General features: G+C 56.2%; 1 protein-coding gene. It reads right to left on the minus strand.

All coding sequences use genetic code 11. The features are described from left to right. Positions 1–120: 120 nt before the first annotated feature. A partial coding sequence (locus A3754_RS01585) for an endo alpha-1,4 polygalactosaminidase (protein ID WP_197468366.1) occupies positions 121–429 on the minus strand: 309 nt, incomplete at its 5' end.

Here is a 429-nt window from a genome sequence, read left to right on the forward strand (position 1 = left end):
GCTGAGGAGAACCACAATTAATGTCAGGGTGTCATGCATAACACTGCATTCCGAAAGGCCGAAAGGGCAGTGTAGCAGCCCCCGTTGTCGGGGGCAGTCCCGGTGTTTGCTTGGCGAGGCTTAATCGTTGCAGCTAAAGCGGTAGCTGTCGTCCAGTGCCAGTGGCAGGGTCAGTGAGCGAAAGCCCAGGCTGTCCATATGCTGGCAATGAATGTTGTGGCCCTGCGGGTCGGCCCCGTACAGGTAATCGATGTGCAGCACGGGTTTGCCGGCTTCAATAAACGGGGTCAGCAGATGACATTCCTGCCATTGGTGACAGGATTCATTCACCGCGAAGTCGGCGTGATCAACCAGGTCTTCAACTTGCTCCAAATCGTTCTTTAGTGATACGGCCAGGCCGTGGTCGTGAGCGGTGTCGAACAGGAAGCG

It is taken from the genome of Alcanivorax sp. HI0083 (genome assembly GCF_001635175.1).